Source organism: Nocardia sp. CY41, assembly GCF_009829325.1.
GTDB lineage: Bacteria > Actinomycetota > Actinomycetes > Mycobacteriales > Mycobacteriaceae > Nocardia.
In genome coordinates this window covers 278,989-301,879 of sequence record NZ_VUOS01000007.1, presented here as the reverse complement: position 1 = coordinate 301,879, position 22,891 = coordinate 278,989, and the positions used below count along the sequence as shown (strand labels likewise).

The following is a 22,891-nucleotide window of genomic DNA, read 5'->3' as shown; positions in this document are numbered from 1 at the left end:
TGTGGAGCATACATCGGATGCGCTTGCGGGGGGTACTCGCGGAGCCGGATTTCCGGGCGTTGTGGGTGGCGAATGCGTTCGGGGACATCTCTTCCAACACGACGGTGGTGGCGCTGAGCGTCACATCGGTCGTTGTCCTGCACGCGAGCCCGTTCCAAGTCGGCGTGATCGCCGCCCTGTCCCGCGCCGCGTATCTGGTGGTGGCGCTGCCTGTCGGCGTATGGGTCGACCGGTGGAGCCGCAAGCGCGTCCTGCTCGTCTCGGATCTGGTCCGGTTGGCCGCTGTCATGTGGATCCCACTCGCCTACTTCCTCGGTGTGCTCGCGATCTGGCAGCTGATGCTGGTGGGAGCGGCGGTCAGCACGGCCAACGTCTTCTTCGACGTGGCACACACCGCGATCCTGCCGAGCCTGGTGGGGCGCAAACGGGTTTCGGATGCGTCGGCTCGCCTGCAATCCGTGGACACCGTCACGAGCGCGACGATTCCGGCTGCCGCCGGGAAGTTGATCGCCGCCACCTCCGCGGCGGTGGCGTTCCTGGTCGCGGGGGCCGTCAGCCTCGTCTCCACGCTGTTCGTCTGGCGGATCACCGAAGGCCGCTCGGACAAGACCGGCACGAGCGAACCGGCCGGATTCGGCACGGCTGTGCGCGAAGGTCTCCGGTACGTCGCGGGACACCGCATCCTGCGCGCGACGGTCACAGCCGGAGTGCTGCTGAACTTCGGCGCGGGTATGTACAACGCGGTGATCGCGGTCTACGTGTTGCGTGAATGCGGACTCTCCGCCGGCCAGTACGGTTACGCCCTCGCGCTCGGTTCGACAGGAGGCTTCGTCGGATCGCTGGTCGGCCAGCACATCGGACGGGCACTGGGCGAGATCCGCACGCAGGTGACCGGCTATTTCGCCATGGCCGCCGCGCTGGCCGCGCCGGCGCTCGCGCCACATCTTCCGGTCCCGGCTTGGATCTCCTACGCCGCCGCGGTGTTCCTGCTGTCGTTCCTCCTGGTCGTCATCAGTGTGAATACTTCCGGGATGCACGCTCGCCTGACACCGCATCGGCTGCTCGGCCGTGTCAGCGCTTCCCGGCGGTTCGCGACCCTGGGCATCGTTCCGATCGGCGCGCTCGCCGGCGGCCTAGCGGCGAGCCACCTCTCGGCCGCGACGACGCTGTTGATCGCCGCGGCCTTCCCGGCGTCGACTCTGATCGTCTTCGCGTGCTCACCCGTGATCGGAATGCGCGTGCTCCCCGCGGAACTCGAAGTCGATGACGAGACAGAGACCGCGCTCTCGGAGGAAGCGGCAACCACCGCAGCCTCCACCGGCGCGCCCGATGGTGCGCAGGCACTGCGACCCGCGGCCGTCCCGCTTCCGCCCGCACGCTCCTGACCTGCCTCTACCGAACGGATTACGGAAACGCCAGCGGCGCAGGGCCGTGTCCGACATAGTGGTAAACACTCGCGTTCCCTACTTGCACGCGGGCGTACCCCACTCCATGTTCGTGATCGGATCAGACTTCATGAGGACGAGCACATCCGCCGCGGCGGTCGGCGCAATCGCTGTCACAGCCCTGGTCGCTGGAACCGCGGCCGGTTTTCCCGGAGCGGCCTATGCCGACACCACACCGGAGGGAGATCCGCCGAGTGTGATCACGGTGGACAGCACAGTGGACGAGGCGGCGGCCGATCCCGGAAACGGGCGATGCCGCACGCCTTCGGGCGCCTGCACACTGCGCGCCGCCGTGCAGACCGCCAACGCTCATCCCGGGAGCACGATCGTGGTTCCCGCCGGGCGATACGTCCTGACGATCGGCCCCGACCAGCGGAAGGTGCAGGGCCGCAACCCGGACGCCACCACAGGAGACCTGAACCTCACCGCGCCGACGACGTTGCGCGGCGCGGGCCGCGAGCGAACAGTGCTGGACGCGAATGGAATCGACCGGGTGCTCAGTATCGCCGCACCCACGACGTTGACCGGATTGACGGTGACCGGCGGACGCACCGCCCAGCACGAGATCCCCTTCTACGACACCGGCGGAGGCGGCATAGCGAATTCGTCGGATCTCGTACTCGACGACGTCGTGGTCCGGGACAACAGCGCCGGGTACGGCGGCGGCATCTTCAACGTGCCGGGCTCGGACCTGCACACGCGGAATACGGTGATCACCGGCAACTCCTCCGGCGAGGCGGGCGGTGTGCGATGCGACAACACCTGTACCTTCACCGACTCCACGATCTCCGACAACCGCGTGGTCGATCCCGGAGTCTGGTACCGCCCAGGGGGCTTCGCCGGACGCGGCGGCGGCGTCGATGTCCGGGGCCGGGGCGTGGTGACCTTCGACCGCGTCACACTCACCGGGAACACCGCCTCGGACGGCGGCAGCGGCATCAACGTGGCGCCTGCCTACCTCGACACCCTGCCACGCCAGGTGACCGATCTCGTCGATATCCCGGTGGGCCGAGTCGTCCTGCGCAACTCCACCGTGCTGGGCAACAGATCCGGCGCCGCGGTGGTCAACTGCGTCGAGGTCTTCGCGACGATCGTGTCGGAAGGCGGCAACACCAGCGACGATGCTTCCTGCAACCTCACCGGGGCCGGCGACAGGGTCGTGTCCTAGTCGGCGGACGCCGTCGGCCCGAGCAACGCGAGATGGATGTGCACGACGGCGTCCTCGAGGTCGAGCAGGTCGCCTCCGGCACGGAGGGTGCGGCGGACGGCCTCGTTGGTCGCGTCGGTCACCGCCAGGTACGCGTAGTCGGGGACCGGGGGATCGGCGGGGCCCGCCTCCGCACGCCACGAGCGCAGGAACCCGGCGAACCAGCGCTGGCATCGTTCGAACGACTCGAGCGCGCGCGACCCGGCGACCGCGGTCTCCAGATAGAACGCACGGGCGAACGACGGCTCGTCACGCAACAGGGTGAGGTACTCGCGAATGCCGCGGCGCAGCGCTTCCTGTGGCTCCACCGATTCCGACCGGATCTGCCGCATGACTTGCCGGAGATGGTCGATCATCAGATCGCGACCGGTGTCGGCCGCCGCGAGAAAGCATGCTTCCTTGTCCGGGAAGTGCTGGTAGAACGTACGACGCGAAACCTTGGCCGACGCGGCGATGTCCGCGACCGTCGCGTCGAGATAGCCGCGGTCGGCGACGACGACCGTCACGCCGAACAGCAGCCGCTCACGCTGCGACCCCGTCACGAGGTCGCGAGCGAGACCGTGCGGCCCGTGCGGCAAAGCCTGCAGAGTCGGCTCCAGCAACTTCTTCCGTCCCACCCGCACCTTCATATCAGGTGCGGCCCCGGTCCCCCGGGTCGACCACCACACACGAGAAACGGCCCCACCGGATCTCCGGTGGGGCCGTTTCGGCAAGTCTTCGGCTCAGTGCTTTTCCGGGCCGAGGTAGTACTCGAACACCAGACCGGCGGCCGCGGCGAGGACGCAGACGACGCCGATGCCGATCAACCAGAACTGGAAGAACGCCAGGCCCAGGGCGGTCACCGAACCGGCGGCGGCCAGGGTGATCGGCCAGAAGCTGCCGGGCGAGAAGAAGCCCAGGTCACCGGCGCCGTCCACGATCTCGGCGTCCTCGTAGTCCTCCGGGCGCAGGTCGAGACGACGGGCGACGAATCGGAAGTAGGTGCCGATGATCAGCGACAGGCCCGCGGTCAGCACCGTGGCCGTGGTGCCCGCCCATTCGACGCCGGTGCGCGACTGGCCGGTGAAGAAGCCGTAGACCACCGCCACGATGATGAAGAACACCGTGAGCAGTTCGAAAATCCGCGCTTCGATCTTCATGTCAGATCAAATCCTCACTTGCTCTCGGCCGAGGCCGCGCTCTTGACGTCGCGCCTGGTGTTGAACGGCGTGGTGGACGTGGCCACGGGGGACTCACCGATGGACTCCAGCGCCTCGGCGTTGGTCTTGCCCGCCTGGCGCGCGTCCAGGTACTTGGTGAACTTCTCCGGCGTGACCGCGCGGACCTCGAAGTTCATCATCGAGTGGAAGGTGCCGCACATCTCGGCGCAGCGACCGACGAACGCGCCTTCCTTCTCGATCTTGGTGATCTGGAAGACGTTGTCGGAGTGGTTTTCCTTCGGGTTCGGCATCACGTCGCGCTTGAACAGGAACTCCGGCACCCAGAATGCGTGGATCACGTCGGCGGCGGCGAGCTGGAACTCGATGACCTTGCCGGTCGGCAGCACCAGGACCGGGATCTCGTTGCTCGAGCCGATCGTCTCGACCTTGTCGTAGTGCAGGTAGGACAGGATGTCGTTCTCCGGCTTGCCGTGCACGGGGCCCGGCTGCGGGTGACCGTCCTTGGTCCGCTCCTCGTACGCCTCGAGCTGCTCCTGGCTCAGCGCCTCACGCGAGGCGTCGATGCCGTCGAACTTGTAACCGTCCTTGAAATCGACGTTGCGGTAGCCGAACTTCCAGTTCCACTGGAAGGCGGTCACGTCGACGGTGACGTCGGGGTTGTCCACCTTCTCGTGCACGTAGTTCTGCACTACCACGGTGAAGTAGAACAGCACGGCGATGATGACGAACGGGATCGCCGTGTAGGTCAGCTCCAGCGGCACGTTGTAACCGGTCTGGCGCGGGAACTCCGGGGAGTCGGCCTTCTTGCGGTGGAACGCGACGGTCCAGAAGGTCAGGCCCCAGACCAGCACGCCCATCGCCAGCGCGGCGACGACCGACCAAGTCCACAGCTCCCGCATCCGAGTGGCCTGCGGCGTGATGCCCGACGGCCAGCCGAACCGCAGCCAAACATTGTCGATCGAGCAGCCCGAGACGAGCAGCGCGGTGATCCCCAAGGACACCGCCAGCCCGGCCCGCCGAAGGATGCGGCCCTGCCGACCCCGGGCGGGTCGTGCCCCGATCTCTTCGCTCGCCTTGTGCGCCACGCTCACGCCTTCCTGGTCGCCACACATTCCGACAGTGCATCGTTCGGGGCTGCGATCGGCCCCGACGATACGTTCTAAGCTCGTTTCAGGGCACCCTCCGGGCCAGCGCGTTCCGCGCGGGTCGCCTGAGAGAGACCTGAGTACTACGCAGCGTAGACCAAACGCACCCCCCGTTCGTCGTCGGGTCGGCTTCGACACCTCGCCGAGCCCGCCGCGATCACCGTCACCAGCGATTCCGCCCGGGTCGTGATGCGCACGACGCGCGGACGCCGGTGGTGCGGCATACTCGGACACTAGATTTCGTCCCCTGGCGCCCCACCCGGTGGGCGCGTATCCCGACTGCGAGAAATGAGGTTGCCGACGCCGTGTGTGGACTGCTCGGATTCCTGGCATCTGACGAGGCGGCACCTGGCACGGTGGAGCAGGTCTACGAGGCCTTGCACTGTGTGCGTCACCGCGGCCCGGACGAGCGCGGTACCTGGCACGACGACCATGTGATCTTCGGCTTCAACCGCCTGTCGATCATCGACATCGAGCACTCGCACCAGCCGCTGCGCTGGGGCCCGCCGGGGCAGCCCGAACGCTACGCGCTCACCTTCAACGGCGAGATCTACAACTACCTGGAACTGCGCGCGGAGCTCGCCGAGGCACATGCCGCCGAGTTCCCGGACGGCACGATCTTCCAGACCGAAGGCGACAGCGAGGCCATCGTCGCGGCGTTCCACTACTGGGGTCCGGAGGCGGTGCGGCGGCTGCGCGGCATGTTCGCCTTCGCGATCTGGGACACCGAGACCCAGGAGCTGTTCCTGGCCCGCGACCCGTTCGGCATCAAGCCGCTGTTCCTGGCCACCGGGCCCGGCGGCACCGCGTTCGGCAGCGAGAAGAAGAGCCTGCTGGAACTGCTGCCCGTGCTGGAGCTGAGCGACGCGCTCGATCCGCGGGCGCTGGAGCACTACACGGTGCTGCAGTACGTGCCGGAACCGGAGACTCTGCACAAGGACGTGCGCAGGCTGGAATCGGGCAGCTACGCCACCGTGCGGCCCGGCGCGGCTCCGGCCGTCACCCGGTACTTCACTCCGAAGTTCCCGGTGCGCCCGTTCACCCCCGGATCGGCGAACGCGCGCTACCGGGAGATCGCCGCGGCGCTCGAGGACTCCGTCGCCAAGCACATGCGCGCGGACGTGACGGTCGGCTCGTTCCTGTCCGGCGGCATCGACTCCACCGCGGTCGCGGCGCTGGCCATGCGGCACAACCCGAAACTGATCACGTTCACCACCGGGTTCGAGCGCGAGGGCTACTCGGAGGTGGACGTCGCCGCCGAGAGCGCCGAGGCGATCGGTGCGCGCCACGTGGTGAAGGTCGTCTCTCCCGCCGAGTTCGCGCAGGCGATCCCCGAGATCGTCTGGTACCTCGACGACCCGGTGGCCGACCCGGCGCTGGTCCCGCTGTACTTCGTCGCCAAAGAGGCCCGCAAGCACGTCAAGGTCGTGCTCTCTGGTGAAGGCGCCGACGAGCTGTTCGGCGGGTACACCATCTACCGCGAGCCGCTGTCGCTGAAGCCCTTCGAGAAGCTGCCCCGCGGCTTGCGCAGGCTGGCGGGCAAGCTGTCGGACCGGATTCCGGACGGCACCAGGGGCAAGAGCCTGCTGCACCGCGGCTCGCTCACCCTGGAAGAGCGCTACTACGGCAACGCGCGCAGCTTCAACGACGCCCAGCTGCGCGCCGTGCTGCGCGAGTTCCGGCCGGAATGGACCCACCAGGACGTCACCGCGCCGCTGTACGCGCAGTCGCGCGGCTGGGACCCGGTGGCCCGGATGCAGCACCTGGACCTGTTCACCTGGCTGCGCGGCGACATCCTGGTCAAGGCCGACAAGATGACCATGGCCAACTCGCTGGAGCTGCGCGTGCCGTTCCTGGACGCCGAGGTGCTGAAGGCGGCCGAGGGTCTGCCGTTCGACCAGAAGATCACCAAGGAGACCACGAAGTACGCGCTGCGTCAGGCACTGGAGGGCATCGTGCCGCCGCACGTGCTGCACCGCGCCAAGCTCGGCTTCCCGGTCCCGCTGCGGCACTGGCTGCGCGGCACCGAGCTCTACGACTGGGCGCAGCAGCAGATCGCCGAATCGCAGACCGATCACCTGCTGAACAAGGCCGCGATCAGCGAGATGCTGGTCGCGCACCGCGCCGGGACCGCCGATCACAGCCGCAGGCTGTGGACCTTGCTGGTGTTCATGGTCTGGCACGGCATCTTCGTCGAGGACCGGATCAAGCCGGACATCCAAGAGCCCGCGTATCCGGTTTCGCTGTAGGGGCCGGAACGGACCGAAGGCGCGTACCCGGCCGGGTACGCGCCTTCGGTCGATCACGATCGATCAGAGCAGCGTCTTGATGTCCGCGGCGGCCTCGGGGCCGTAGGCCTGGGTGAGGCGCTCCAGCGCGGACTCCTTGTTCAGCGTCCACTCCTGCGTGCCCATGGTCTCCAGCACGAGCACGGCGATCAGCGATCCCAGCTGCGCGGAACGCTCCAGGCTCAGCCCGGCGGTGTGCGCGGTGAGGAAGCCGGCGCGGAAGGCGTCCCCGACGCCGGTCGGCTCGACCTTCTCCACCTCGGGTACGACGCCGACGGTCACCTCGGTGCCGTCGCGATCCACGATCCGCACACCCTCCGCGCCCAGCGTGGTGACGCGGACGCCGACCTTCTGGGCCACCTCTTCCTCGCTCAGACCGGTCTTCTGCAACAGCAGCGCCCACTCGTACTTGTTCGTGAACAGGTACGCGGCGCCATCGATGAGCTGCACCGACTGATCGCCGTCCAAACGGGCCAGCTGCTGGGAGGGGTCGGCGGCGAACGGAATGCCGAGCTCACGGCATTCGGCGGTGTGCCGCAGCATCGCCTCCGGGTCGTTCGCGCCGACCAGCACGAGGTCGAGCTCCCGGCTCTCGGCCAGCTCGGCGATGGAGATGTCGCGGGCCTCGCTCATCGCGCCCGGGTAGAACGACGCGATCTGGGCCATGTCGTCGTCGGTGGTGCAGACGAAACGCGCGGTGTGCGCGCGATCGGACACCAGCACGGTGGAGCAGTCGACCCCGTGCTTCTCCAACCAGGCGCGGTACTCGCCGAAGTCCGCGCCGACGGCGCCGACGAGCAGGGGCGTGCGATTGAGCAGGCCCATGGCGTAGGCGATGTTGCCGCCGACGCCGCCGCGACGGATCTGCAGATCGTCGACGAGAAAGCTCAGCGACACATGGTCGAGCTGATCGGCCAGCAGTACGTCGGCGAACCGTCCGGGGAAACGCATGAGGTGATCGGTCGCAATGGACGCGGAAACGGCGATGGACACGTGGCTGAGCCCCTTCAACGGTAGGCGGCAGGCGGTGCAGACCGGGACGCGAGTCCCGATCTCACCGTAGCTGATGCCGCCTCTCCGGGTCTTCAGGCCGTACTAGTTGAGCGACACCGGATTTGCGTTCAGGTCTTACGTCAGTGCCGCTCGGGTCCTGGGCGTTCCCGACGAGTTACCCATGTCCTCACGAGATCAGCTGTTCCGTTCGAACACGGCCGACCTCCGCGGCCGCGCCGGAAGGCCATTACCTCAGTTGAAGGAGTCGCCGCAGGCGCAGGAGCCGGTGGCGTTCGGGTTGTCGATGGTGAAGCCCTGCTTCTCGATGGTGTCGACGAAGTCGATCGAGGCGCCCTGCACGTACGGCGCGCTCATCCGGTCGACGGCCAGCGTGACGCCACCGAAGTCGACGGTCAGGTCGCCGTCGAGCGAGCGGTCGTCGAAGAACAGCTGGTAGCGCAGGCCCGCACAACCACCCGGCTGCACCGCGATCCGCAGCGCCAGGTCGTCGCGACCTTCCTGGTCCAGCAGTGCCTTCGCCTTCGCGGCGGCGGCGTCGGTCAGAGTCACACCGTGGGTGGCGGTCTCGTTCTGCACAGTCATGAACTCTCCTCGAGGAACCTGTGGTCAACCCGTGAACAGCGCACGGGTCGTGTCGGTCAACACCACTCGGCAGGCTGCTATTCCTCCATCTTGCCACCAGCCGATCCGTAGGGGCACGCAACCTCCGTGACCCCGCACACTCCCGGCGAATCGGACCGCATTTCTCGCCGCGCTACCCATCGAATAGCCTGGTCGGTGTGAAGTTGTTCCGTCGCGGCGAGTCCAGCACCACCGACGCGACCGCCGAATCGACGGTGGTCACGAACGGTGACTCGGCCGCGGGCACCACCCGCGCGGCGGCCACGGCCACCGCGGGCAAGGGCCGTCCCACCCCGAAACGCCGTGACGCCCAAGGCAAGCGCCGTGGCCCGGTAGCACCCGCTCCGCTCACCGCGAAGGAGGCCCGCGCCCGGCGCAAGGCCGCGCGGGGCAGCAGAGAGGAGCGCAAGGCCGCGGCCGCTCGACGACGCGAGGCCGCCGCCGATCGCCGCGAGCGCATGCTCGCGGGCGAGGACAAATACCTGCCGCAGCGTGACCAAGGTCCGGTCCGGGCGTTCGTGCGCGACATCGTCGACGCCCGGCGCAACCTGGTCGGCCTCTTCATGCCGATGGCGCTGGTGCTGATCCTGTCGATGTTCGTCGCGCCCGCGCTACAGACCATCGTGACCCTCGCCATGCTGGTGATGATGCTGTTCATGGCCGTCGAGGGCTTCCTGCTCGGCCGCGTCGTGAACAACCGGGTCAGGGAGCGTTTCCCGGAGACCACCGACCTGGGTTACCGGCTCGGCTGGTACGCCTTCGTCCGCGCCTCCCAGATCCGCAAGATGCGCGCCCCCAAACCGCGCGTCGGCCCAGGCGACGCTGTGTGATCTTTGCCGCGCCTTCGGCGCGGCGTGTTCACGGCCCTTTGTGGCTCGCGTTTGCCGCACCTGGCTGGATGCGAAGCACAGTCGACACGGGCGAGGTGTTCGGACGCGGTGAGCGCTCTGCGCGCTCGGCCGGCAGACTCTGCCCGGGCAGGGCTGCCATGAGCGCGGACCGGTTTGCCGTCCGTCAGCGGTGGTGGGTGTTGCGGCCGAGCATGGCCGTCAATTCCGAGTGCAGTCGCTCCGCGTCGCGGTCGATCACGTTCGAGGAGCCCGCGCGGGCCGTGCCGCGCGCGATGACTGTGGCGAATGCCACGAGGACTGCAAGGGCGATGAGGAAAGTAGACATGGCAGTAATTTTTCGTTCATCCATTTCCCGCCGAAAGTGGCGGTGCTGACATAGTTCGTAAAAATTCGGCCACTAGACTGGCGGCATGCTGTCGAAGGTCGCCGTGGTGCTGTCCGAACGCATGGCCATGTTCGAATTCGGGGTCGTGTGCGAGGTTTTCGGACTCGATCGCACGGCCGACGGGCTGCCCGGCTTCGATTTCCGGGTGTGCGGGGCCGAGCCGGGCGTCCCACTGCGCTCGACGAGCCCCGGCATCACGATCACACCGGAATACGGCCTCGCGGAGCTCACGACGGCCGATCTGGTCGCCATTCCCGCCGCCGCGGCGGACCACGGATTCGACCCGCGAGTCGTCGCTGCCGTCCGCGACGCGGCGGCAGCCGGAGCGACCGTGCTCACGGTCTGTTCCGGAGCCTTCCTGGCCGGGGCGGCGGGTCTGCTCGACGGCCGCAAATGCACCACGCACTGGCGTCATGTGGAGCAACTCGCCGCCGCGTATCCGGCGGCGACCGTCGATCCGGACGTCCTGTTCGTCGACGAGGGCGATCTGATCACCAGCGCGGGCACCGCCGCGGGCATCGACGCCTGCCTGCACCTGGTGCGGCGCGAACTCGGCAGCGGCGTGGCCAACGCGATCGCGCGGCGCATGGTGGTGCCGCCACAGCGTGACGGCGGGCAGCGCCAGTTCATCGAACGCCCTGTCGCCGCCTGCACCTCCGACAGTCTCATTCCCACCCTGGAGTGGATGAACGAGCACCTCGACCTGCCGCACACGGTCGAAGACCTGGCCACGCGGGCCAACATGTCCACCCGCACCTTCGCGCGCCGCTTCGCCGCCGAGACCGGGACCACCCCGGTGAAATGGCTCACCAACCAGCGCGTGCTGCTGGCAAAGCAACTGCTCGAGGAGACCGACTTCGGGCTGGAACGCATCGCCGCGCGCTGCGGTTTCGGTTCCGGCGCCCTCCTGCGTCACCATTTCCAGCGCCTCGTCGGCATCGCCCCCACCGAATATCGTCGCCGCTTCGGCCGCAGTCCCGAAGCAGCGGTCTGACCGCTCGCGCGCCGCGACCCGGCACGCCTCGGGAGCCGCGTGGTGACCCGCCGCTGGTTGATAGCGTGCACCCGTGTCCGAACCCCCTTCGTCCGCAGCGCCGCGTAGCACCCTCGTCCTCGGTGGCGCGCGGTCCGGGAAGTCGACGTTCGCGGAGGACCTCGCGGTCCGGGCGGGCGGCCCGGTGCGCTACCTCGCCACCGCGGTACCCGATCCCGGCGACCAAGACTTCGCCGAACGCATCGCCGGGCACCGCGGCCGACGACCCGCGGGGTGGTCGACCGTGGAAAACGCCGATCCGGCGGAGATCCTCACCGCACCGACGCCGCCCGTCTTCACGCTGATCGATGACATCGGCACCTGGTTGACCGCCCGCATCGATGCGCGCGACGCGTGGGGCGCCCCGCGCGGCACGATCTCCCCCGACACCGACGCGCTGGTCGCCGCCGTCGCCGCCTACACCGGCGATCTGGTGATCGTCACCCCGGAAGTGGGCATGGGCGTCATCCCGGCCACGCGCTCCGGCCGCTTGTTCCGCGACGAGATCGGCACCCTCAACCAGCGGCTGGCCCAAGTCTGCGACGAGGCATTCTTCGTCATCGCCGGTCTCCCGGTCCGCCTCAAATAACGTCCGAGCACGTCTTCCGCGCAGCGAGACTCGCGACCGAGCCGGTCGACCGCCTCGCAATTTCCTTGCTGCAATCGTATTCGTGTGAGCGACGCCGATTCTGGACGTCGACCGCGGTGTCGCCTCAGCCGGTCACCCCGGCTCCTGTCCCGTGTGCCGCGTGGCACACGCCGATCTTGCCTCGGGCGATGCGGCTTCCGTCGACAGCCGGACGGCTCGGCGATGCCGCGGGCGCGGCGAACCGGGGCGGCGAGGTCAGGTCACGGCCCCACGGTGCGACGGGGCAATGGCAAGATTGGGCGGCGTAGTGGGCGCAACCGCCCTGACCGAAAGGCTCGATAGTGACGCACGGATTCGGACCGGTAGCGCCTCCGGACGCACAATCTCGTGCGGCGGCCGAACAGCGCCAAGCGCAGCTGACCAAGCCCGCCGGCGCGCTCGGCCGTTTGGAGCTCCTCGGCAACTGGGTGGCGGCCTGTCAGGGCACCTGCCCGCCGAAGCAGTTCGAGCGTGCGCGGGTCGTGATCTTCGCCGGGGATCACGGCGTCGCCCGGCACGGGGTATCGGCGTATCCGAGCGAAGTCACCGCGCAGATGGTCGCGAACTTCCTGGCCGGCGGCGCCGCGGTGAACGCGCTCGCGGCGGTGGCGGGCGCGACGGTGCGGGTCGCGGACATCTCCGTGGACGCGGACACCGACCCGCAGGTGGCCAAGCACAAGGTGCGCCGTTCCAGCGGGGCGATCGACCGCGAGGACGCGCTCACCGCCGAGGAGGTCCGGGCGGCGATCGAGGCGGGCCGCGCCATCGCCGACGAGGAGATCGACGCCGGCGCCGATCTGCTGATCGCGGGCGACATGGGCATCGGCAACACGACGCCGGCCACCGTGCTCGTCGCGAGCCTCACCAAGACCGAACCGGTCGCCGCCGTTGGCCGCGGCACCGGCGTCGACGACGCGGGATGGATTCGCAAGGTCGCCGCGATCCGCGACGCGATGCGCCGCGCCCGCCCGGTGGTGAAGGACCCGGTCGAACTGCTCCGGGTGGCCGCGGGCGCCGACTTCGCCGCGATGGCCGCGTTCCTCGCCCAGGCCGCCACCCGGCGCACGCCCGTCGTGCTCGACGGGGTCGTCGTCACGGCCGCGGCCATGGTCGCCGAAGACTTCGCCGCGGGCGCGAGCGCCTGGTGGCTGGCCGGTCACCGCTCGACCGAACCGGCGCACGACCTCGCGCTGCGACACCTGCGCCTCGACCCCGTGCTCGACCTGACCATGCGCCTCGGCGAAGGCTCCGGAGCCCTGACCGCTCTGCCCGTTCTCCGCTCGGCGGTGGCCGCGCTCGCGGAGATGTCCACCTTCGGTGAAGCGGGCGTCAGCACCGCCGACGACGAACCGGCGAATACCGCGCCCGACCTGCGCAAGTGAAGTCTTCCGGGCCCCGCGACGCCGTCCTTCACCCGCCGACGCCGAGCGGGCGACAACCGCTCCCCGCGGCTCCCGGGTCCGCGACGTGCGGGCCGACAGCCGGACCGGACCGGGTCTGCGACACAACGCGCGCGACGCCGCCCAGCACGCGAGGTTCGGTGTGAACGGCGTCCGGTTGGCGATCTCCTGGCTGACGGTGCTGCCGGTGCGCGGCCCGGATGCCGTGGACCGCGCGGCGGCAGGGCGCGCGATCCTGCTGGCACCGCTGGTCGGCGCGCTGCTCGGCGCGGGGGCCGCGGGCCTGCTCTTGGCTCTCACCCGGGCCGGGGCGAGCGCCGCGCTGGCCGGGCTGCTGGTGGTCGGCGCGCTGGCGCTGATCACCCGGGGTATGCATCTCGACGGCCTTGCCGACACTTTGGACGGACTCGGCAGCTACGGACCGCCGGAGCGGGCCAGGCAGATCATGAAGAGCGGCGGGGCCGGGCCCTTCGGTGTCGCGGGCCTCGCGTTCGCTATCGGGGTGCAGGCGTTTGCGTTCGCGGCGCTGGCCGACTCCGGCAGATGGCTCGCCGTGGCCCTTGCCGTGGCGACCGGCCGCGTCGCGGTGATCCTCGCCTGCCGCGGTGTCCCCGCCGCGCCGGGGACCGGGTTCGGCGTGCTGGTCGCGGGCACGCAGTCGGCCGTCGCGACGGTGTGCTGGCCGGGGGCCGCGGTCGCTGTCGCGCTGTTCGCCGTCCCGGGACGGCCGTGGCTCGGGCCTCTCGCCGTGGCGCTCGGTCTGGCCGCCTCGGCGATCCTGGTCCGACACTGCGCCCGCCGCTTCGGAGGGCTCTCCGGTGACGTCCTCGGCGCCGCCGTCGAGACCACGGTGGCGCTCACGGCGGCTGTGCTGTCCCTTACCGTCCAGCCCGGCTGACCGGCCGCGGCCGCCGACTCGGGTGTTTGCCCGGGCGAACCGGGAGCGAGAGTCTGAGTCACTGGAATTTTTCCGGCCGTGACGCGCGGGTCGTCTGGGTCGGGCAATAAGGTGGGCGGTATGTCTTCTGAGCGCCTGTATTTTCGCCAGTTGTTGTCGGGACGCGACTACGCCGTGGGCGATCCGATCGCGACGCAGATGCGCAACTTCGCCTATCTCATCGGCGATCGGGAAACGGGCGAGTGCGTGGTGATCGATCCGGCCTACGCCGCGGGCGATCTGGTCGACATCGCCGAGGGCGACGGCTTGCGTCTGCGCGGCGTGCTCGCCACCCATCACCACCCCGATCACGTGGGCGGCACGATGCTCGGCTTCACCCTGCGCGGAGTGCGCGAACTGCTCGAAAAGACAAGCGTCCCAGTGCATGTCAACGCCACAGAGCTGCCCTGGGTGGCCAACGTGACCGGCATCGCGGAGAGCGAGCTGACCGGACGCGAGCACGGCGACAAGGTCACCGTCGGAGCCTTCGACATCGAGTTACTACACACGCCCGGCCACACCCCGGGCAGCCAATGCTTTCTGTTCGACAACCGCCTGATCGCAGGCGACACGTTGTTCGTCGACGGCTGCGGCCGCACCGACTTCCCCGGCGGCGATTCGGACGAAATGTTCCGCAGCCTGCGCTACCTGGCCGGACTTCCCGGTGACCCGGTCGTGTACCCGGGTCACTGGTATTCGCAGGAACCCAACGCCGCGCTGTCCACTGTCCGGGACAAGAATTACGTCATGCGTCCGCAGACGCTGGAACAGTGGCACATGCTGATGCCGGGCTGAGTCACATCGGACGCATCCACCCGTGCTTGTCCGCGAAGGTGCCGCGCTGGATGCCGGTGAGGGTGTCGCGCAGAGCCATGGTGACCGCGCCGGGCTCGCCGCCGCCGATGGTGAATTCGCCCGCCTCGGAACGCACCCAGCCGACCGGCGTGATCACCGCGGCGGTGCCGCACGCGAAAACCTCGGTGATCTCCCCGGATTCGGCGCCCTTGCGCCATTCCTCCACCGAGATCTTGCGCTCCTCGACCGGGAAGCCGGAGTCGGCGGCGAGGGTGAGCAGCGAGTCCCTGGTGATGCCCGGCAGCAACGAGCCGGACAGCTCCGGGGTGACCAGCCGCGCCTCGGAGCCGGAACCGAAGACGAAGAACAGGTTGTTGGTGCCCATTTCCTCGACGTAGCGGCGCTCACACGCGTCCAGCCACACCACTTGGTCGCACCCCTTGGCCGATGCCTCGGCCTGCGCGAGCAGTGACGCCGCGTAGTTGCCCGCGACCTTCGCCTCGCCGGTGCCGCCCGGCGCGGCGCGCACGTATTCGGTGGACAGCCAGACCCGCACCGGCTTCACGCCCCGCGGGAAGTAGGCTCCCGCCGGGGAGCCGAGCAGCAGGTACTTGTACGCCGCGGCGGGCTTCACGCCCAGCCCGGCCTCGGTGGCGAACATGAACGGCCGCAGGTACAGCGATTCCTCGCCGCCCGCCGCGGGCACCCAGTCCCGGTCCACCTCCAGCAGTTGCCGCACCGACTCGACGAACAGCTCGTCGGGCAGTTCGGCCATCGCCATCCGGCGAGCCGACCGGCGGAAACGCGCCGCGTTGGCGTCGATGCGGAAGCAGGAGACGCTGCCGTCGCTCTGCCGGTAGGCCTTCAGTCCCTCGAAGATGGCCTGGCCGTAGTGGAACACCATGGTCGCGGGGTCCAGCGCGAGCGGCCCGTACGGCTCCACCCGCGCGTTGGTCCACGTGCCGCCGACGTAATCGATCGAGACCATGTGATCGGTGAAGTGGCGCCCGAACCCCGGCTCCGCCAGTACCTCTTGTCGCCGCTGCGCCGGAAGCGGCGCGGGATGCGGAACACGGGTGAACTGTGCGGCAGCGGTCATGCCGACGATCCTATCCGGCCCGCTTCCGGCCATTTCGCCACGGTCCGCACCGCACCGCGTCACCCTCGGCGGCTCGTGCGCGCGTCCCTCACTTGGTGTTGGTCCGGACGAACGGCGGACGGACGGTTTCGCAGCGCAGACGGCGGCCGCGCACATCGACCTCGACCTCGGCGCCGGGTTCGATGCCGGCCGCGGTGTCCAGCAGCGCCAGCGCGATGCCGAGTTTCAGCGTGGGCGAGAAGGTGCCGGACGTGGTTTCGCCGACCGGCTCGCCCTCGTGTAGCACGGTTTGCCCCTGCCGGAGCACACCTCGGTCCAGCGCCTTGAGCCCCAGCAGGATTCGGCGCGGACCGTCCGACTTCTCCTGCTCCAGAGCGGCCTTGCCCCAGAACTCCGGTTTCTGCCAGCCCACCGCCCAACCGCAGCGCGCTTGCACCGGGGAGATGGCGGGCGAGAGCTCGTGCCCGTGCAGGGGATAGCCCATCTCGGTCCGCAGGGTGTCGCGGGCGCCCAGCCCGGCCACCTGGCCCTCGGCGGCGCGCACCTGCTCGACCAAGGCGCGGAACAGCGGTTCGGCGTCGGCCCAGCGGGGCAGCAGCTCGTAGCCGTGCTCGCCGGTGTAACCGGTGCGGCAGACCCGGACGGGGCGGCCGTCCCAGTCCGCGTCGGCATAGGCCATGTACTCGAGCTCGGTGGGCAGGCCGAGCGCGTCGAGCACCTCGGCGGAGCGCGGCCCCTGCACGGCGAACACGGCGTAGTCGCGGTGCTCGTCGGTCACCGTGACGCCGTCGGGCGCGGCCTCGTGCAGCTCGGCGACGACCGCCGCGGTGTTGGCGGCGTTCGGCACCAGGAAGATCTCGTCCTCGCCGACGTAATAGGCGATCAGGTCGTCGATCACGCCGCCGTCCGGGGCGCAGCACAGCGTGTACTGCGCCTTGCCCGGGCGGATGCGGCCCAGATCGTTGGTGAGCGCCGAATTCACGAACGCCGCGGCGCCTCGGCCGCGCACCGTCGCCTTGCCCAGATGGCTGACATCGAACAGCCCGACCGTCGTGCGGACCGCCTGGTGCTCGGTCACCGTGCCCGCGTAGGACACCGGCATCTCCCAGCCGCCGAACGGCGCGAAGGTGGCGCCCAGCTCGACGTGCACGGCGTGGATGGGTCCTTGCAGGAGGCTCGTCTCGGTCACCAGCCGAGCTTATCCGGGACCGCGGCGGCGCAAGCCCGCCCCGCGCACGCTACGGCCGGAACCACATCGGGATGAGTGTCGGGCCGTTCTCCGGCAGCGTGTGGGTCGCCGCGGTCGGCGCGAATCCGCAGCGGCTGTAGAGCCGGGCGGATCGTTCGGTGCTGGCTTCGAGAAACGCCGGGACGTCCGCTTCGGACGCCGCTTTCAAGCGGTCGGCGAGGATCACCGCACCCGCCCCCTCGCCGCGGTGCTCCGGCAGCGTGACGATCACCTGCAGGTAGCGGTGCGGAAACTCGCGGGGGTGTTCGCGGGCGAGCAGGTCGGTGAGATACGCCAGCCGCTGCGCCACGCGCAGACCGGGAGCCTGCTCGAGCATCGTCCGCGCCTCGGCGGCTTCGTCGGCGAATCGCTCGACCGAGGTGACGTGCTGCCAGATCGACATCGACCAGATCTCCTCGCCCGGCCCGGCTACCCAGATCTCGTCGTCGCGCAGCGCTCGATCCACCAACCCGGGCACGAACGCGGTACGGAAAGCCGGATCGGACTGCCCGTCCAGCACCCACTCCGTCACCACCTCGTCCGCGCTGGCGATGCCGAACGCGTCGATCAGCGCGTCCCGGTCGCGCCGACCCGCCCGGCGCACAGTGAACTCCATCCGCGTCCCTTCCTGTGAACACCGTATCGGTCATCGAATCTAGGCAGGTCAAAGGCAGGTTGCTACTATTTCGTCACACCTGTTCGTGTGTCGAAATGGAACGGCCGATGACGTGCGCGGTCTGCCGCAGAGAACTCGCTCAGCCCGCCACGGGCCGACGGCGCAAGTACTGCTCGCGCTCCTGCCAGGCGCGTGCCTACCGCGCGCGCCGCGCGTCGATCCCGGTGCGCCGCCCGAGCCGCCCGACGCGTCTCACCGCGGTCGGCATCGCGCGGGCGGCGGTGCAACTGGCCGACCGCGACGGAATCGACGGACTCACCATGCGCCGCCTGGCCAGTGCGCTCGGGGTCGCGACCGCCACCCTCTACCGCCACTTCCCCGACCAGGAAACGCTGCTGGCGAGCATGGCCGAGCTGGTGCTCGACGAGATCCCGCCGCCCGCGGCCGGATGCGCCGGCTGGCGCCGACGGCTGCGGCACGAAGCGCACGAGGAGTGGCGCCTCTACCGCAGGCATCCGTGGATGCTGCCGCTGCTGGCACGCACCCGTCCCCCGCTCGGCCCGGCCCTGCTGGACGTCCTGGAACGGAACTTCGCCGCGCTCGATCGTCCCGGCCTGACCCGGCGCACGGGTTTCGCGATCTACCTCGCGCTCTCCGGTCTGGTCCAGGGCCTCGCGCTGTTGTGGACTTCCGAGCGCGCCGACCGCCTCGGCGAGCCCCGCGACGCCGCCGAGGCGACCGCGCTGCGCCACGAGTTCGCCGAACTGCTCGACCCCACGGTCCGCCCCGTCCTGCACCGCCTCCTCGCCGACTCGGACTCCTTCGAGATGGACTTCGACGACCTACTGCACGGCGCGGTGGAACTGCTGCTCGACGGCGTCGCGGTGCGCTATCCGGAACCGACCGAATAGCCTGTGCCAATGACCGCTGTTGCAGATCGCTCGCTCGGACCGGAACTGGCACGCACCGAGACCATCGGCGCGGACACCGATGTGCTCGTCATCGGGTTGACCTCCTCGGAGGACGGCCCCGCCATCGTGCCCGAGGACCTGTTCGGCGACGTGCTCACCGCCGATGTGCGCGCGGAACTGCTCGATCAGCTCGGCGCGGTGGGGGCCAAGGGCAAGGCCGAGGAGCTCACCCGGATTCCGGCCCCGGCCGGGCTGGACCGGGTGACCAGCGTCCTGGCCGTCGGTCTCGGCTCCGCCGACAAACTCGACGCCGAGCAGATCCGTCGCTCGGCCGGCGTGGCCGCCCGCTCGCTTTCCGGCACCGAATTGGTCGTGACCACGCTGTCCGGGCTGGACATCGGCGCCGCCGCGGAAGGCTTCTACCTGGGCGCCTACTCCTTCACACCGTTCCGCTCGGACAAGTCCGCGCCCAAGCCGGACGAGCGCCCCGTGGCCCGTGTCGAGTTGCTCGTGCCCGAGCCCGGATTCGGCGAGGAGGCATTGTTCCGCGCGCAGCTCACCGCCGAGGCCGTCGCCACCGCACGGGATTTCGTGAACACCCCGCCCAGCCACCTGTACCCGGCCGAGTTCGCCTCGCGCGCGCAGGAACTCGCGGAGGCCGCGGGTCTCACCGTCGAGGTGCTCGACGAGAAGGCGCTGGAAGCGGGCGGTTACGGCGGCGTGCTCGGGGTGGGCAAGGGCTCCTCGCGCCCGCCGCGCCTGATCCGGATCAACTACGCCGGCGGTCCGAAGAAGGTGGCGCTGGTCGGCAAGGGCATCACCTTCGACACCGGCGGCATCTCCATCAAGCCCGCGCAGAACATGGAGAACATGACCTCCGACATGGCGGGCGCCGCCGCCGTGATCGCCACCACGCTGCTGGCCGCGCGGCTGAGCCTGCCGATCACCGTCACCGCCACGGTGCCGATGGCGGAGAACATGCCCTCGGCCACCGCGCAGCGCCCGGGCGACGTGCTCACCCAGTACGGCGGAATCACCGTCGAGGTGCTCAACACCGACGCCGAGGGCCGGTTGATCCTGGCCGACGCCATCGTGCGCGCGAGCGAGGACGATCCGGAGTACCTGATCGACGTGGCGACCCTGACCGGCGCGCAGATGGTCGCGCTCGGCACCCGCACGCCCGGCGTGATGGGGACCGACGAGTTCCGCGACCGGGTGGCCCGCATCTCCCGTGAGGTGGGAGAGAACGGCTGGGCGATGCCGCTTCCCGCCGAACTGCGCGGCGACCTGAACTCCAAGATCGCCGACCTGGCCAATGTCGCGCCGCACCGCTGGGGCGGCATGCTCTCGGCCGGACTGTTCCTCAAGGAATTCGTGCCGGAGAACGTGCAGTGGGCCCACCTCGACGTGGCCGGTCCCGCCTACAACACCGGCGGCCCGTTCGGCTATATCGGCAAGGGCGGCACCGGCGTCCCGTTCCGGACGCTGAGCGCGGTTTTGCAGGACCTCGCCGCGGTGTGCGTGGTCCGCGCGTCGGCCGGGGCGTTCCCGGCCGACGCGCGTCGTCCACCCCGGTCCGAAGAACGGACCGCGTTCCACGCTCCGCCGTGCATCGGCCCACCGATATTCGGAGGCGGTTTGCGCCTCGCGACTCGGGGAGACGCTTCACGCGTCGTCGTGGCACCCCACACAGGCACCCGGAATCGGGCGGAACGGACAATCCGACGGCTCAGAGGTCGTACAGATCCCGCTCCATCTCGCGCTGCCGCTGCACCCTTCTGCGGGCGTCGTAGTCGCGCATCCGCTGGGGATATCCGGTCTTGTGCACGTCGTAGACGGGGATGTGCAAATCCTTGGCAAGCCGTTGCGCACCACGCTCGCCGACGATCCGCCGCGTCCATTCACCATCTGCGGCAACAAGCACCACTGTGACATCGGTCACCGTGGTCTTCGGTTCGATGTAGCCCTCGACGCCCACGTGCGTGCGCACCCAGTCGGCCAAGTAGCGAGCGTCCTGCCCGGACACCGAACCCCCACGTAGAGCGCCCCCGCCCCGGGCGGCGCCGTTACGGAAACGATCCAGCAAACCCAACGACGCGCACCTCCTTTCCTGCACCGGAGAATGTTCACCGCCGGTTCTCCCATACTGCCAGCTCCCTGCAGTTGGCCGCCCTGTGCTACGTAGCTTGCGCGCGAGTGCAAGGATGGACCGCGGTACAAGAACCACACGGATCTCCGGTGCCACGCACAATGATCGGTGGCTTCCGGACTACCGTCGCGACCCGCGGCGGGCGTCCGCAGCGAGATCAACTGTTGTAGAACCCGTCGAGCAGTCAGAGGAGTCAACGGACATGGCCTTCTCCGTCCAGATGCCCGCTCTTGGTGAGAGCGTCACCGAGGGAACGGTGACCAGGTGGCTGAAGCAGGAAGGAGACACGGTCGAGGTCGACGAGCCGCTGCTCGAAGTCTCCACCGACAAGGTCGACACCGAAATCCCGTCCCCCGCGGCGGGTGTGCTGTCGAAGATCGTCGCGAACGAGGACGACGTGGTCGAGGTCGGCGGCGAGCTCGGCGTGATCAGCGAGGCCGGTGAGGCGCAGTCGTCCGCTCCCGCGCCCGCTCCGGAAGCCGCGGCGCCCGCGCAGGAGACCCCGGTCGCCTCCGAGGAGGCGCCCGCCGCCGAACCCCAGGCCGCTCCCGCCGAGGAATCCGCGCCCGCCGCCCAGGCCGCGCCCGCGTCCTCCGGTGACGGCACCCCGGTCAAGATGCCGGAACTCGGCGAGTCGGTCACCGAGGGCACCGTCACCCGGTGGCTGAAGTCGGTCGGCGACGAGATCGCCGTCGACGAGCCGCTGCTCGAGGTCTCCACCGACAAGGTCGACACCGAGATCCCCTCCCCCGTCGCGGGCACCCTGTTGGAGATCACCGCCCAGGAAGACGACGTCGTCGCGGTGGGTGGACAGCTCGGCGTGATCGGCAGCGGTTCCCCGGCGGCCGCCGCCCCGGCTCCCGCGCCTGCCCCGGCTCCCGAACCCGCGCCCGCACCGAAGCCCGAACCGGCTCCGAAGCCCGAACCGGCTCCGGCCGCCGCCGCGCCTGCTCCGGCCGCGGCGCCCGCGCCCGCACCGGCTCCCAAGCCCGCGCCCGCCGCAGCGGCTGCTGCCGAATCCTCCAACGGCGCAACCCCCTACGTCACCCCGCTGGTGCGCAAACTGGCCGAGGAGAACAACGTCGACCTCGCCACGATCACCGGTTCCGGTGTCGGAGGCCGCATTCGCAAGCAGGACGTGCTCGCCGCCGCCGAGGCCAAGAAGGCCCCCGCTCCGGCCGCCGCTCCGGCCGCGTCCGCCCCGGCGGCGAAGGCGCCCTCCGCTCCCGCCGCGGCAAGCCCGGAGCTGGCCCACCTGCGCGGCACCGTGCAGAAGGCCAACCGCATCCGCCAGATCACCGCGACCAAGACCCGCGAGTCGCTGCAGACCACGGCGCAGCTGACCCAGGTGCACGAGGCCGACGTCACCAAGATCGCCGCGCTGCGCAACCAGGCCAAGGCGGCGTTCAAGGACCGCGAGGGCGTCAACCTGACGTTCCTGCCCTTCTTCGCCAAGGCCGTGGTCGAGGCGCTCGGCGTGCACCCGAACGTCAACGCCAGCTACGACGAGTCCAGCAAGGAGATCACCTACCACGCCTCGGTGCACCTCGGCATCGCCGTCGACACCGAGCAGGGCCTGCTGTCCCCGGTGATCCACAACGCCAGCGACCTGTCGCTGGCCGGTCTGGCCCGCGCCATCGCCGACATCGCCAACCGCGCTCGCACCGGCGGGCTCAAGCCCGACGAGCTGGCCGGCGGCACGTTCACCATCACCAATATCGGCAGCCAGGGCGCGCTGTTCGACACCCCGATCCTGGTTCCGCCGCAGGCGGCCATGCTGGGCACGGGCGCGATCGTGAAGCGTCCCGTCGTGGTGACCGACGAGACCGGCAACGAGTCCATCGGTGTCCGTTCGATGTGCTACCTGCCGCTCACCTACGACCACCGCCTGATCGACGGCGCCGACGCCGGTCGCTTCCTGACCACGATCCGGCACCGGCTCGAGGAAGCGGCGTTCGAGGCCGATCTCGGCCTGTGAG

At 69.7% G+C, this 22,891-nt stretch carries 21 protein-coding genes and 1 pseudogene; 12 read left to right on the top strand and 10 right to left on the bottom strand.

Annotated features, from left to right (window positions below; translation table 11 throughout):
* Positions 1 to 17 precede the first annotated feature (17 nt).
* Positions 18 to 1,385 (top strand): MFS transporter, encoded by a 1,368-nt coding sequence (locus GVY64_RS10560; RefSeq protein WP_159840321.1) that lies wholly within the window; start codon positions 18 to 20, stop codon positions 1,383 to 1,385.
* A gap of 130 nt (positions 1,386 to 1,515) precedes the next feature.
* Positions 1,516 to 2,613, top strand: coding sequence for a CSLREA domain-containing protein (locus tag GVY64_RS10555; protein WP_159840320.1), 1,098 nt, complete (start codon positions 1,516 to 1,518; stop codon positions 2,611 to 2,613).
* Here GVY64_RS10555 and GVY64_RS10550 read toward each other — a convergent pair.
* The 3 genes from GVY64_RS10550 to ctaC form a co-directional block, all read right to left on the bottom strand.
* Complete coding sequence (locus tag GVY64_RS10550; protein ID WP_159840319.1) at positions 2,610 to 3,269, bottom strand: TetR/AcrR family transcriptional regulator; 660 nt, start codon at positions 3,267 to 3,269, stop codon at positions 2,610 to 2,612. The two genes, GVY64_RS10555 and GVY64_RS10550, sit on opposite strands and share 4 nt — an antisense overlap.
* Positions 3,270 to 3,374: 105 nt before the next feature.
* Positions 3,375 to 3,791 carry a cytochrome c oxidase subunit 4 gene (locus GVY64_RS10545; RefSeq protein WP_040865876.1) on the bottom strand — a complete coding sequence of 139 codons (417 nt, stop codon included), beginning with the start codon at positions 3,789 to 3,791 and terminating at the stop codon, positions 3,375 to 3,377.
* Between the two features lie 14 nt (positions 3,792 to 3,805).
* Positions 3,806 to 4,897 carry an aa3-type cytochrome oxidase subunit II gene (gene ctaC, locus GVY64_RS10540; RefSeq protein ID WP_159840318.1) on the bottom strand — a complete coding sequence of 364 codons (1,092 nt, stop codon included), beginning with the start codon at positions 4,895 to 4,897 and terminating at the stop codon, positions 3,806 to 3,808.
* A 365-nt stretch (positions 4,898 to 5,262) separates the two neighbouring features.
* Here ctaC and asnB point away from each other — a divergent pair, with 365 nt between their 5' ends.
* Positions 5,263 to 7,206: an asparagine synthase (glutamine-hydrolyzing) gene (gene asnB / locus GVY64_RS10535; RefSeq protein ID WP_159840317.1), complete on the top strand. Its 1,944-nt coding sequence runs from the start codon at positions 5,263 to 5,265 to the stop codon at positions 7,204 to 7,206.
* A 63-nt stretch (positions 7,207 to 7,269) separates the two neighbouring features.
* On the opposite strand, the gene GVY64_RS10530 is transcribed toward asnB, so the two are convergent.
* Together GVY64_RS10530 and GVY64_RS10525 are read right to left on the bottom strand one after the other, a co-directional pair.
* Entirely contained in the window at positions 7,270 to 8,238 is a 969-nt protein-coding gene (locus GVY64_RS10530) for a carbohydrate kinase family protein (RefSeq protein ID WP_159840316.1), read from the bottom strand.
* A gap of 252 nt (positions 8,239 to 8,490) precedes the next feature.
* Positions 8,491 to 8,841 carry a HesB/IscA family protein gene (locus GVY64_RS10525; RefSeq protein ID WP_039797033.1) on the bottom strand — a complete coding sequence of 117 codons (351 nt, stop codon included), beginning with the start codon at positions 8,839 to 8,841 and terminating at the stop codon, positions 8,491 to 8,493.
* A 197-nt stretch (positions 8,842 to 9,038) separates the two neighbouring features.
* On the opposite strand from GVY64_RS10525, the gene GVY64_RS10520 reads away from it, so the two are divergent.
* Positions 9,039 to 9,710: a DUF3043 domain-containing protein gene (locus GVY64_RS10520; RefSeq protein ID WP_159840315.1), complete on the top strand. Its 672-nt coding sequence runs from the start codon at positions 9,039 to 9,041 to the stop codon at positions 9,708 to 9,710.
* A 184-nt stretch (positions 9,711 to 9,894) separates the two neighbouring features.
* Here GVY64_RS10520 and GVY64_RS10515 read toward each other — a convergent pair whose 3' ends face one another.
* Positions 9,895 to 10,056, bottom strand: a complete 162-nt coding sequence (locus tag GVY64_RS10515; RefSeq protein ID WP_159840314.1) for a hypothetical protein — start codon at positions 10,054 to 10,056, stop codon at positions 9,895 to 9,897.
* An 85-nt stretch (positions 10,057 to 10,141) separates the two neighbouring features.
* On the opposite strand from GVY64_RS10515, the gene GVY64_RS10510 reads away from it, so the two are divergent.
* From GVY64_RS10510 to GVY64_RS10490, 5 genes are all read left to right on the top strand, one after another.
* On the top strand, positions 10,142 to 11,110 hold the full coding sequence (locus GVY64_RS10510; protein ID WP_159840313.1) for a helix-turn-helix domain-containing protein: 969 nt from the start codon (positions 10,142 to 10,144) through the stop codon (positions 11,108 to 11,110).
* A 73-nt stretch (positions 11,111 to 11,183) separates the two neighbouring features.
* A complete protein-coding gene (cobU, locus tag GVY64_RS10505; protein ID WP_159840312.1) occupies positions 11,184 to 11,738 on the top strand; it encodes a bifunctional adenosylcobinamide kinase/adenosylcobinamide-phosphate guanylyltransferase in 555 nt (184 codons plus the stop codon).
* Between the two features lie 341 nt (positions 11,739 to 12,079).
* Positions 12,080 to 13,159, top strand: a complete 1,080-nt coding sequence (gene cobT, locus GVY64_RS10500) for a nicotinate-nucleotide--dimethylbenzimidazole phosphoribosyltransferase (protein ID WP_159840311.1) — start codon at positions 12,080 to 12,082, stop codon at positions 13,157 to 13,159.
* Positions 13,160 to 13,319: 160 nt separating this feature from the next.
* A complete protein-coding gene (locus GVY64_RS10495; RefSeq protein ID WP_159840368.1) occupies positions 13,320 to 14,075 on the top strand; it encodes an adenosylcobinamide-GDP ribazoletransferase in 756 nt (251 codons plus the stop codon).
* A 120-nt stretch (positions 14,076 to 14,195) separates the two neighbouring features.
* Positions 14,196 to 14,909, top strand: coding sequence for an MBL fold metallo-hydrolase (locus GVY64_RS10490; RefSeq protein WP_159840310.1), 714 nt, complete (start codon positions 14,196 to 14,198; stop codon positions 14,907 to 14,909).
* A 1-nt stretch (position 14,910) separates the two neighbouring features.
* On the opposite strand, the gene GVY64_RS10485 is transcribed toward GVY64_RS10490, so the two are convergent.
* The 3 genes from GVY64_RS10485 to GVY64_RS10475 all read right to left on the bottom strand — a co-directional run bounded on the left by GVY64_RS10485 (position 14,911) and on the right by GVY64_RS10475 (position 17,852).
* Positions 14,911 to 16,008, bottom strand: a complete 1,098-nt coding sequence (locus GVY64_RS10485; protein ID WP_159840309.1) for a branched-chain amino acid aminotransferase — start codon at positions 16,006 to 16,008, stop codon at positions 14,911 to 14,913.
* 88 nt (positions 16,009 to 16,096) lie between these two features.
* On the bottom strand, positions 16,097 to 17,197 hold the full coding sequence (gcvT, locus tag GVY64_RS10480) for a glycine cleavage system aminomethyltransferase GcvT (RefSeq protein WP_159840308.1): 1,101 nt from the start codon (positions 17,195 to 17,197) through the stop codon (positions 16,097 to 16,099).
* Positions 17,198 to 17,246: 49 nt separating this feature from the next.
* Positions 17,247 to 17,852: a GNAT family N-acetyltransferase gene (locus GVY64_RS10475; protein ID WP_159840307.1), complete on the bottom strand. Its 606-nt coding sequence runs from the start codon at positions 17,850 to 17,852 to the stop codon at positions 17,247 to 17,249.
* Positions 17,853 to 17,959: 107 nt separating this feature from the next.
* On the opposite strand from GVY64_RS10475, the gene GVY64_RS10470 reads away from it, so the two are divergent.
* Positions 17,960 to 18,763: a TetR/AcrR family transcriptional regulator gene (locus tag GVY64_RS10470; protein WP_159840306.1), complete on the top strand. Its 804-nt coding sequence runs from the start codon at positions 17,960 to 17,962 to the stop codon at positions 18,761 to 18,763.
* A gap of 9 nt (positions 18,764 to 18,772) precedes the next feature.
* Positions 18,773 to 20,278 (top strand): annotated as a pseudogene (locus GVY64_RS10465) (leucyl aminopeptidase); the annotation flags it as partial.
* Between the two features lie 214 nt (positions 20,279 to 20,492).
* On the opposite strand, the gene GVY64_RS37750 reads toward GVY64_RS10465, so the two are convergent.
* A complete protein-coding gene (locus GVY64_RS37750; RefSeq protein ID WP_159840305.1) occupies positions 20,493 to 20,855 on the bottom strand; it encodes an oxidoreductase in 363 nt (120 codons plus the stop codon).
* A gap of 259 nt (positions 20,856 to 21,114) precedes the next feature.
* Here GVY64_RS37750 and sucB point away from each other — a divergent pair, with 259 nt between their 5' ends.
* The gene (gene sucB / locus GVY64_RS10455) at positions 21,115 to 22,890 is read left to right on the top strand and encodes a 2-oxoglutarate dehydrogenase, E2 component, dihydrolipoamide succinyltransferase (protein ID WP_159840304.1); all 1,776 of its coding nucleotides are present in this window, start codon (positions 21,115 to 21,117) and stop codon (positions 22,888 to 22,890) included.
* Position 22,891: the final 1 nt, after the last annotated feature.